Source organism: Nocardiopsis sp. CA-288880 (assembly GCF_050955985.1).
Classification (GTDB): Bacteria; Actinomycetota; Actinomycetes; order Streptosporangiales; family Streptosporangiaceae; genus Nocardiopsis; species Nocardiopsis tropica.
Genome location: NZ_CP192105.1, coordinates 6,623,869 through 6,635,130, shown reverse-complemented (window position 1 = coordinate 6,635,130; position 11,262 = coordinate 6,623,869). Strand labels below are relative to the sequence as shown.

At 64.8% G+C, this 11,262-nt stretch carries 4 protein-coding genes and 2 rRNA genes; 5 read left to right on the top strand and 1 reads right to left on the bottom strand.

Translation table 11 applies throughout. The features are described 5' to 3' along the window. Positions 1–94 precede the first annotated feature (94 nt). Entirely contained in the window at positions 95–1,309 is a 1,215-nt protein-coding gene (locus ACQPYD_RS28510; RefSeq protein ID WP_433698492.1) for an ATP-binding protein, read from the top strand. Between the two features lie 121 nt (positions 1,310–1,430). Next, positions 1,431–2,102, top strand: a complete 672-nt coding sequence (locus ACQPYD_RS28505; RefSeq protein WP_433698491.1) for a response regulator — start codon at positions 1,431–1,433, stop codon at positions 2,100–2,102. Between the two features lie 86 nt (positions 2,103–2,188). Here the strand turns inward: ACQPYD_RS28505 and ACQPYD_RS28500 are convergent, their stop codons facing one another. After that, entirely contained in the window at positions 2,189–3,118 is a 930-nt protein-coding gene (locus ACQPYD_RS28500; RefSeq protein WP_433702160.1) for a nucleoside hydrolase, read from the bottom strand. A gap of 168 nt (positions 3,119–3,286) precedes the next feature. Here ACQPYD_RS28500 and pcrA point away from each other — a divergent pair, with 168 nt between their 5' ends. The 3 genes from pcrA to ACQPYD_RS28485 all read left to right on the top strand — a co-directional run bounded on the left by pcrA (position 3,287) and on the right by ACQPYD_RS28485 (position 11,215). Further along, positions 3,287–5,617 carry a DNA helicase PcrA gene (gene pcrA / locus ACQPYD_RS28495; RefSeq protein ID WP_433698490.1) on the top strand — a complete coding sequence of 777 codons (2,331 nt, stop codon included), beginning with the start codon at positions 3,287–3,289 and terminating at the stop codon, positions 5,615–5,617. A 630-nt stretch (positions 5,618–6,247) separates the two neighbouring features. After that, positions 6,248–7,779 (top strand): 16S ribosomal RNA (locus ACQPYD_RS28490). Between the two features lie 343 nt (positions 7,780–8,122). Then, a 23S ribosomal RNA gene (locus ACQPYD_RS28485) occupies positions 8,123–11,215 on the top strand. Together the 16S and 23S rRNA genes form the textbook arrangement of a ribosomal RNA operon. Positions 11,216–11,262: the final 47 nt, after the last annotated feature.

Here is an 11,262-nt window from a genome sequence, read left to right as displayed (position 1 = left end):
TGCCGAACACCTCCCACGGAGGGCATCCTGGAGCACAGGACACACGAGCGGCGCGCACACCTCGCGCCACGCGACGGAAAGCGGTGATCGGGCGGTGGCAGCAACGGCCGCGGACACCCCGCGGCTCACCCGCGCGGTGGAAGGCAGGCTCCTCGGAGGGGTCGCCGCCGGACTGGCCCGGCACCTCGGACTCGACCCGGTGGTCGTCCGCCTCGCCTTCATGGCCCTGTCCGTCGGCGGCATGGGCCTCGCCGTGTACGTCGCCCTGTACTTCTTCGTCCCCGCCGACCCCGAGGACGGGGAGGAGCGCGGACCCGGTGAGGCGGAGGGCCGGCGCAAGGGCCGCGACATCTCCCAGCTGATCGCCTACGTCGGCCTCGCCGCGGCGCTCGGCTTCCTGTTCCTGCTCTTCGGCGGGGTGTTCGACCCCCTGCTCTGGTTCGTGGTGTTCGGAACGCTCGGAGCGATCATCCTCTGGCAGCAGGCCAACCCCTCCCAGCGCGACGAGTGGATGACCAGCGCCGTCGGCCGGGGGGACCGGGGCGGCAAGGGCGTCATGCGCGCCGGGACGGGCGTCCTCCTGGTCGTGGTCGGCGTCATCGGCTTCCTCGTCTTCCAGGAACAGCTCCAGAACGCCCGCGCCGGACTGACCTTCGCCTTCACCCTCCTCGCCGGGGTCTCCCTGATCGCCGCGCCGTGGATCATCGGACTGGTCCGCGAACGCGACCAGGAGCGCCGCGAGCGCATCCGCAACGCCGAGCGCGCCGAACTCGCCGCCCACATCCACGACTCCGTCCTGCACACCCTCACGCTCATCCAGCGCCGGGCCGAGGACCCGCGGGAGGTCCAGCGCCTCGCCCGCGTCCAGGAGCGGGCCCTGCGCAGCTGGCTCTACCAGCGGCCCGCCGACGCCGACACCACCGTGTCGCCCGCGCTCGAACGCGTCGCGGCCGAGGTCGAGGAGGAGCACGGCGTCCCCATCGAGGTGGTGTGCGTGGGCGACTGCCCCATGGACGACGCCCTCTCAGCGATGCTCCGCGCCGCCCGCGAGGCCATGGTCAACGCCTCCAAGTACGCGGGCACCGACAGCATCTCCGTGTTCGGCGAGGTCGACCAGGACGAGGTGCTCGTGTTCGTCCGCGACCGGGGCGCCGGGTTCGACATGGACGACATCCCCGAGGACCGCATGGGCGTGCGCGGATCCATCCTCGGCCGGATGGAGCGCCACGGCGGCTCCGCGCGCATCCGCACCGGTCCGGGCGAGGGCACCGAGGTGCAGCTCCGCATGGCCCGCATCCCGGAGGCGTAGCGCCGACCGGAGCCGTGCGGGAGGACCCCGGGGCGCCGTCCGCCGACCGGATGCGGACAACGGGCGCCGCGACCCCCGGCGCCGCTGTCCCCCGCCCCCCGACGTGGGTAGAGTCCAGGGTGTGGGAGACGAGAGCACGACCTTCAGTGACGGTGACGCGGTGCCCCGCGTCGTGATCGTGGACGACCACCGGCTGTTCCGCAGCGGGGTCCGTGGCGAACTGGGCGACGCCGTCGACGTCGTCGGGGAGGCCGGGGACGTCGACAGCGCCGTGCACGTCATCGGGGAGCGGAAGCCCGACCTCGTCCTCCTGGACGTCCACCTGCCCGGCGGCGGCGGGGTGGAGGTGCTGCGCAGGGTCCTGTCGCAGCACCCGCAGATCCGCTTCCTCGCGCTGTCGGTCTCCGACGCGGCGGAGGACGTCATCGGCGTGGTGCGGGGCGGTGCCCGCGGCTACGTCACCAAGACCATCTCCGGCAAGGAGCTGGCCAACGCCATCGTGCGCGTGGCCGACGGCGACGCGGTCTTCTCGCCGCGCCTGGCCGGTTTCGTGCTGGACGCGTTCTCCGCGACCGACGCCCCGCCGATCGACCCCGAGCTGGACCGCCTCACCCAGCGCGAGCGCGAGGTGCTGCGCCACATCGCGCGCGGCTACGCGTACAAGGAGGTGGCCAAGGAGCTGTTCATCTCCGTCAAGACGGTGGAGACGCACGTGTCCTCGGTCCTGCGCAAGCTCCAGCTCTCCAACCGGCACGAGCTGAGCAGGTGGGCGACGGCCCGCCGGCTCGTCTGACGCGCCCCGGCCGGAGGAACGCCGCGTACCCGCCGTGCGAACGGCGACGGCGGCCACCCCTCCGGGGGGCGGCCGCCGCCGGCGCGTCAGCGCAGGGAGTCCAGCATCCTGGTGAGGAACTCCGCCTCCGCCACCCCCGTGACCACCCGGGCGGGCCGGCGGTCGTCGGCCCCCGGACGCGGGCGCAGGTCGGCGACGGTCATCCCGCGCGTGAGCCCGCCGGACAGCTCCACCCGCAGCGGCGCCTCGAACGAGTCCGTCACCAGGTGCCCGTCCACCAGGACCGCGGCGGCCAGCGGGTCGTGCATCGCGCACTGGCGGACGCCGAAGATCCCCGTGTAGAAGTCCGCGTAGAAGTCCAGGAACGCCGACGTGCGCCCGGCGCGCTCACCCGGCACCGACCGCAGCTCGGACAGCCACTCGGGCGTCGCCACCGTCTTCATGGTGATGTCCAGCGCCACCAGGTCCAGGTCGAACCCGGCCGCGAACACCGCCTCCGCGGCCTCGGGGTCGTTGTTGATGTTCGCCTCGGCGTGCGAGGTCACGTTGCCGGGGGCCCGCACCGCGCCCCCCATCACCACGAGGCGCCGCACCAGCTCCGGCAGCCGCGGCTCCAGCCCCAGCGCGATCGCGATGTTGGTGAGCGGGCCCACCGCCAGGACGTCGACCTCCCCCGGGGCCTCGCGGACCAGCCGCACCAGCAGCTCGGCGGCGGACTCCGCGACCGGCTTGCCCGCGGGCGCGGGCAGCTCCACGTCGCCCAGGCCGTTGCCGCCGTGGACGTGCGCGGCGAGGCGGGGAGCCTGCACCAGCGGCCGGGCGGCGCCGACCGCCACGGGCACGTCCGGACGGCCGTACAGCTCCAGGAGCCGCAGTGCGTTGTCCGCCGTGATGTCGACGCTGTTGTTGCCGAAAACCGCACCGATCCCGACGATCTCCACCTCCGGGCGCGCGGCCAGGTAGGCGAGAGCGACGGCGTCGTCGATCCCCGGATCGCAGTCGACGAACACACGCATGGTCAAGGAAACTCCCCCCGAGACAACCGCGGTCCCCCACCGGGGACCCGTACCAAAACAGCCTAGGCCGCCGGTCAGCGCACTTTCACCCGCGAAACGGGCAGAGCGCGCGGAGCCGCCCCCGACGACCGGGACACCGCCGTCCCCGGGCGGCCGTAACCTGGAGGAGTGTCCTCCCAAGAGCAGCTTCTCGAAGGTCTGAACGGTCCCCAGCGCGACGCCGTCACCCACAGCGGCGCACCGCTCCTGATCGTGGCGGGCGCCGGATCGGGCAAGACCCGCGTCCTGACGCACCGCATCGCCCACCTCATGGCCGAGCGCGGCGTCCGCCCCGGTGAGATCCTCGCGATCACCTTCACCAACAAGGCCGCGGCCGAGATGAAGGAGCGCATCCAGGCCCTCCTCGGCGTCCGTGCCGCGAACACCATGTGGACGATGACGTTCCACTCGGCGTGCGTGCGCATCCTGCGCAGGGAGGCGCACAGGCTCGGCTACCCCAGCAGCTTCACCATCTACGACTCCGCGGACTCCGCGCGGCTGATGCAGCTGGTCTGCAAGGAGATGGACCTCGACCCCAAGCGGTTCCCGCCCAAGTCGTTCTCCTTCCAGGTGTCCAACCTCAAGAACGAGCTGGTCGACTACGACACGGCCGCCGAGCAGGCCCAGACCGAGCAGGAGAAGAAGCTGGCGGAGGCCTACCAGCTCTACCAGCGGCGCCTGCACGAGGCGGGCGCGATGGACTTCGACGACCTGATCATGGTCACCGTCAACCTGTTCCAGATGTTCCCGGACGTCGCCGAGTACTACCGGCGCCGCTTCCGGCACGTCATGGTCGACGAGTACCAGGACACCAACCACGCCCAGTACGCGTTCGTCCGCGAGCTGGTCGGCGCGGCCGAGGACTCCGACACCAGCGTGGTGCCGCCCGCCGAGCTGTGCGTGGTCGGCGACGCGGACCAGTCCATCTACGCGTTCCGCGGCGCGACCATCCGCAACATCCTGGAGTTCGAGCGGGACTTCCCGAGCGCGCGGACCATCCTCCTGGAGCAGAACTACCGCTCCACCCAGAACATCCTCTCGGCGGCCAACGCGGTCATCGACCGCAACGAGGGGCGTCCGGCCAAGAACCTGTGGTCCGAGCAGGGCGACGGCCCGGCCATCACCGGCTACGTCGCCGACAACGAGCACGACGAGGCCGCGTTCGTGGTCGGTGAGATCGACAAGCTCACCGACGAGGGCACGGTCACGCCCAGCCAGGTCGCCGTGTTCTACCGGACCAACGCGCAGTCCCGCGTGTTCGAGGACGTGTTCATCCGCACCGGCCTGCCGTACAAGATCGTCGGCGGCGTGCGCTTCTACGAGCGCAAGGAGATCCGCGACGTCCTCGCCTACCTGCGGGTGCTGGCCAACCCGGAGGACACGGTCAGCCTGCGGCGCATCCTCAACGTGCCCAAGCGCGGGATCGGCGCGCGGGCGGAGGAGGCGGTGGAGCTGTTCGCCGCACGCGAGCGCATCTCCTTCTCCAGGGCGCTGCGCAGGGTGGACGAGGCGCCGGGGATCGCGACCCGCTCGGTCAAGGCGGTGCAGAACTTCACCGCCCTGCTCGACGAGCTGGCCGAGGCGGTGCCGGGCAGCACGCCCGCCGAGGTCGTCGAGGCGGTGCTGAGCAAGACCGGGTACCTCTCCGAGCTCGCCGAGTCCAAGGACCTCCAGGACGAGAGCCGGGTGGAGAACCTGGAGGAGTTCGTGGACGTGGCCAGGGAGTTCGAGCACACCTTCGCCGCGCTCCTGGAGGAGGAGCCCCCGGACGAGGACGAGGAGGACGGCGCCGTCCCCTCCGGCACTCTCGATCCCGGGGAGCCGACACTGGTCGACTTCCTGGAGCGGATCTCCCTCGTCGCGGACACCGACCAGATCCCCGACGCGGACGACACCGGCGGCGTCGTCACCCTGATGACCCTGCACGCGGCCAAGGGGTTGGAGTTCCCCGCGGTGTTCCTCACCGGCATGGAGGACGGCGTCTTCCCGCACACCCGCACGCTGGGCGACAAGACGCAGCTGGAGGAGGAGCGGCGACTCGCCTACGTGGGCCTGACCCGCGCCCAGCGGCTCCTCTACGTCAGCCGCGCGGCGGTGCGCAGCGCCTGGGGCACGCCCTCCTACAATCCGGGATCGCGGTTCCTGGACGAGATCCCCGCCTCCCTGGTCGACTGGCGCAGGGCGGAGTCCAGCCTGGCCGCCCCGCCCAGCCGCAGCATCGGCGGCGGGCGGGGTTCCGGCGGGTTCGGCGGCACCTTCGGCGGAGGCCCGCGCCGCGGCGCCGGCAAGGAGGCGCCGACGCTCAGCGTGGGCGACCTGGTCAACCACGACTCGTTCGGCATGGGCAGGGTGCAGCTCGTCGAGGGCGCCGGTGACAAGACCAAGGCCCGCATCGACTTCGGCGCCGACATCGGGGAGAAGGACTTCCTCGTCAAGTACGCCCCGATCGAGAAGCTCTGACGCCGACGTGTGCCGGTGTGTCCCGGTCCCGCCGCGCAGGCGGAGGGGAGCGGGACACACCACACGGACGGATTCCCCGGAACGCGTCACGAGGACTCCGGCGCAGGGGTACAGTTGGTCAAGACCGAGCGAGCCGGACGCGGAATCTCCGCGGACGGGCCGGTCCCTCCCGGAGTCATCACCAGCACTGTCCTTCGAACCTCGCGGTTCGAGCACTGTTCTGGCCATGTAAACTCAGGGAGTCGCTTCAAAAGCCCAGTCCATTCGGACAAAAGCAGGCGAAGCAAACGGGCTTTACCCCGATCAGAACCACCACAAACCGCCGATTTGGCGGGGCGCGGAACACCTGATAAAGTAAAGACACAACAAAGCGGAAACGCAGACGCCTTCCACGGAAGAGCAGACAGCCGAAAAAGCTGGCGCTTGTACGGGAAGAGCGGTTGTTTCTTGAGAACTCAACAGCGCGTGTTTGATTTTCTTTAAGCCATGTTTGTTTTGGCCCCGTCACCCGAACAGTGGTTCGGTGTGAAGGGTTCCTTTGATTAATCGGGGCAACCCGGTTGGTCAGGATTACTTCTAGGTTTATCCGCCCCAGGCCGACCCCTGGTCGCCGGGACGGATGGTATGACCTTTATGGAGAGTTTGATCCTGGCTCAGGACGAACGCTGGCGGCGTGCTTAACACATGCAAGTCGAGCGGTAAGGCCCTTCGGGGTACACGAGCGGCGAACGGGTGAGTAACACGTGAGCAACCTGCCCCTGACTCTGGGATAAGCGGTGGAAACGCCGTCTAATACCGGATACGACACACCGCCTCATGGCGGTGTGTGGAAAGTTTTTCGGTCAGGGATGGGCTCGCGGCCTATCAGCTTGTTGGTGGGGTAACGGCCTACCAAGGCGATTACGGGTAGCCGGCCTGAGAGGGCGACCGGCCACACTGGGACTGAGACACGGCCCAGACTCCTGCGGGAGGCAGCAGTGGGGAATATTGCGCAATGGGCGAAAGCCTGACGCAGCGACGCCGCGTGGGGGATGACGGCCTTCGGGTTGTAAACCTCTTTTACCACCAACGCAGGCTCCCAGTTCTCTGGGGGTTGACGGTAGGTGGGGAATAAGGACCGGCTAACTACGTGCCAGCAGCCGCGGTAATACGTAGGGTCCGAGCGTTGTCCGGAATTATTGGGCGTAAAGAGCTCGTAGGCGGCGTGTCGCGTCTGCTGTGAAAGACCGGGGCTTAACTCCGGTTCTGCAGTGGATACGGGCATGCTAGAGGTAGGTAGGGGAGACTGGAATTCCTGGTGTAGCGGTGAAATGCGCAGATATCAGGAGGAACACCGGTGGCGAAGGCGGGTCTCTGGGCCTTACCTGACGCTGAGGAGCGAAAGCATGGGGAGCGAACAGGATTAGATACCCTGGTAGTCCATGCCGTAAACGTTGGGCGCTAGGTGTGGGGACTTTCCACGGTTTCCGCGCCGCAGCTAACGCATTAAGCGCCCCGCCTGGGGAGTACGGCCGCAAGGCTAAAACTCAAAGGAATTGACGGGGGCCCGCACAAGCGGCGGAGCATGTTGCTTAATTCGACGCAACGCGAAGAACCTTACCAAGGTTTGACATCGCCCGTGGACCTGTAGAGATACAGGGTCATTTAGTTGGTGGGTGACAGGTGGTGCATGGCTGTCGTCAGCTCGTGTCGTGAGATGTTGGGTTAAGTCCCGCAACGAGCGCAACCCCTATTCTATGTTGCCAGCACGTTATGGTGGGGACTCATAGGAGACTGCCGGGGTCAACTCGGAGGAAGGTGGGGACGACGTCAAGTCATCATGCCCCTTATGTCTTGGGCTGCAAACATGCTACAATGGCCGGTACAATGGGCGTGCGAGACCGCAAGGTGGAGCGAATCCCTAAAAGCCGGTCTCAGTTCGGATTGGGGTCTGCAACTCGACCCCATGAAGGTGGAGTCGCTAGTAATCGCGGATCAGCAACGCCGCGGTGAATACGTTCCCGGGCCTTGTACACACCGCCCGTCACGTCATGAAAGTCGGCAACACCCGAAACTTGTGGCCTAACCCTTCGGGGAGGGAATGAGTGAAGGTGGGGCTGGCGATTGGGACGAAGTCGTAACAAGGTAGCCGTACCGGAAGGTGCGGCTGGATCACCTCCTTTCTAAGGAGTCTTTGAAGATCAGCCTCTTCCTATGGCTGGTCGGACTCGTAAGTGGACCCGTTCGGGTCGGTCTTCGGATCGCCTGTTTTCGGGAGTGGCTGTAAGGGAATCAGGCTTTGCCTCCGGCGACTAGAAGCGTCGGGGGGCGCGCTGTTGGGTGTCTGAGGAAGCAACCTCCGGCCGTCGTCATCATCCTGGGTCTGTCCTGGGCGGGTGGGGCGGTCGAGTTGGTTCCCGCGGACCACCTCTGCGAACTCTCGGGTTTTCCCGGTGTGAGGTAGTGGGGATTGTGGTTGGTGTTTTGACTTGTGAATAGTGTGCGCGAGCATCTTGTTATCTGTAGTGGCCAAGTGATAGTGGCACACGGTGGATGCCTTGGCATCAGGCGCCGATGAAGGACGTGGGAGGCCGCGATAGGCCACGGGGAGCTGTCAACCGAGCTTTGATCCGTGGGTGTCCGAATGGGGAAACCTAGCCCGAGTTGTGTCGGGTTGCCGCTACCTGAATGTATAGGGTAGTTGGTGGTGACGCGGGGAAGTGAAACATCTCAGTACCCGTAGGAAGAGTAAACAACAGTGATTCCCCTAGTAGTGGTGAGCGAACGGGGAAGAGGCTAAACCGTGCGCGTGTGATAGACGGCAGTCGTTGCGTGTGCGGGGTTGTGGGATGCATCTTTCCAGGTCTGCCGATCTGGAGCGCTGAGTGATTCTTTTAGCTGAATCCGTTGGGAAGCGGAACCGTAGTGGGTGAGAGTCCCGTAGGTGAAGGAAGAGTCTAGGCGTTGGTGTTCTCCCGAGTAGCGCGGAGCCCGTGAAAGTCCGTGTGAATCTGGCAGGACCACCTGCTAAGCCAAAATACGTCCTGATGACCGATAGTGCACTAGTACCGTGAGGGAAAGGTGAAAAGTGCCCCGGTGAGGGGTCGTGAAATAGTACCTGAAACCGTGTGCTGTCAAGCCGTCAGAGCTGGAGCTTGTCTTTGGTGATGGCGTGCCTTTTGAAGAATGAGCCTGCGAGTCATGGTGTGTGGCGAGGTTAACCCGGGTGGGGTAGCCGTAGGGAAACCGAGTCTGAATAGGGCGTTTGAGTCGCATGCTGTGGACCCGAAGCGGAGTGATCTACCCATGTCCAGGGTGAAGCGGGGGTAAGACCTCGTGGAGGCCCGAACCCACCAGGGTTGAAAACCTGGGGGATGAGGTGTGGGTAGGGGTGAAAGGCCAATCAAACTCCGTGATAGCTGGTTCTCCCCGAAATGCATTTAGGTGCAGCGTCGCGTGTTTCTTGCTGGAGGTAGAGCTACTGTTTGGCTGATGGGCCCTACAAGGTTACTGACGTCAGACAAACTCCGAATGCCGGTTAAGTGAAGCGCGGCAGTGAGACTGCGGGGGATAAGCTTCGTAGTCGAGAGGGAAACAGCCCAGATCATCAGCTAAGGCCCCTAAGCGTGTGCTAAGTGGGAAAGGTTGTGGAGTTGCTGAGACAACCAGGAGGTTGGCTTAGAAGCAGCCATCCTTTAAAGAGTGCGTAATAGCTCACTGGTCAAGTGGTTCTGCGCCGATAATGTAGCGGGGCTTAAGCACACCGCCGAAGCTGTGGATGCCAACCTTGTGTTGGTGTGGTAGGGGAGCGTCGTGCATCCGGTGAAGCTGCCGAGTGATCGTGTGGTGGAGGGTGTGCGAGTGAGAATGCAGGCATGAGTAGCGAAAGCAACGTGAGAAACGTTGCCGCCGATTGACTAAGGGTTCCTGGGGCAGGTTAATCCGCCCAGGGTGAGTCTGGACCTAAGGCGAGGCCGACAGGCGTAGTCGATGGATAACGGGTTGATATTCCCGTACCCGTGCACGAGCGCCCAGTATCGAATCAGGTGATGCTAACCACGCCGGCTGCTTATGGGACCTTCGGGTTCTGTTTGTGGCTGGTCTGGGATCCGAGCTTGTAGTAGGTAAGTGATGGGGTGACGCAGGAGGGTAGCTCTACCCGGCGGTGGTTGTCCGGGGGTAAGCGTGTAGGCTGGGGGGTTGGCAAATCCGCCTCCCGTGAAGGCTGAGACGTGATGCCGAGCCGTTTTCGGTGAAGTGAGTGATCCCATGCTGTCGAGAAAAGCCTCTAGCGAGTTCGTGTGTGGCCAGTACCCTAAACCGACGCAGGTGGTCAGGTAGAGAATACCGAGGCGTTCGGGTGAACCATGGTTAAGGAACTCGGCAAATTGTCCCCGTAACTTCGGGAGAAGGGGAGCCCTGTCTGGTGATGGCCTTTGCGGTCTGAGCTGGGTGGGGTCGCAGATAGCGGGGGGAAGCGACTGTTTATTAAAAACACAGGTCCGTGCGAAGTCGTAAGACGCTGTATACGGACTGACGCCTGCCCGGTGCTGGAACGTTAAGAGGACCGGTTAGTGGGAGTTCGCTCCTGCGAAGCTGGGAATCTAAGCGCCAGTAAACGGCGGTGGTAACTATAACCATCCTAAGGTAGCGAAATTCCTTGTCGGGTAAGTTCCGACCTGCACGAATGGCGTAACGACTTCCCCACTGTCTCAACCATGGGCCCGGTGAAATTGCACTACGAGTAAAGATGCTCGTTTCGCGCAGCAGGACGGAAAGACCCCGGGACCTTCACTATAGCTTGACATTGGTGTTTGGGATGGTTTGTGTAGGATAGGTGGGAGCCGGTGAAGCTGTCACGCTAGTGGCGGTGGAGGCGTTGGTGAAATACCACTCTGACTGTTTCGGGCATCTAACCTTGGACCGTGATCCGGTTCGGGGACAGTGTCTGGTGGGTAGTTTAACTGGGGCGGTTGCCTCCCAAAGAGTAACGGAGGCGCCCAAAGGTTCCCTCAGCCTGGTTGGTAATCAGGTGTTGAGTGTAAGTGCACAAGGGAGCTTGACTGTGAGACGGACGTGTCGAGCAGGAGCGAAAGCTGGGACTAGTGATCCGGCACCGGCGTGTGGAAGCGGTGTCGCTCAACGGCTAAAAGGTACCCCGGGGATAACAGGCTGATCTTCCCCAAGAGTCCATATCGACGGGATGGTTTGGCACCTCGATGTCGGCTCGTCGCATCCTGGGGCTGGAGTTGGTCCCAAGGGTTGGGCTGTTCGCCCATTAAAGCGGCACGCGAGCTGGGTTTAGAACGTCGTGAGACAGTTCGGTCCCTATCCGCTGTGCGCGTTGGAGACTTGAGAAGGGCTGTCCCTAGTACGAGAGGACCGGGACGGACGAACCTCTGGTGTGCCAGTTGTCCTGCCAAGGGCATGGCTGGTTGGCTACGTTCGGGAGGGATAACCGCTGAAAGCATCTAAGCGGGAAGCTTGCTTCGAGATGAGGTCTCCTGCCTCCTTTGAGAGGGTAAGGCTCCCTGTAGACGACGGGGTTGATAGGCCGGGTGTGGAAGCCCTGTGAGGGGTGGAGCTGACCGGTACTAATAGGCCGAGGGCTTGTCCGCTGCAGATAATTGGATGTTCGCGCACACTTTTCACGGAGTTTCGGCTCG

Coding starts and splice junctions, on each gene's coding strand:
- ACQPYD_RS28500 (WP_433702160.1), bottom strand. CDS start 3,118: ATGCGTGTGTTCGTCGACTGCGATCCGGGGATCGACGACGCCGTCGCT.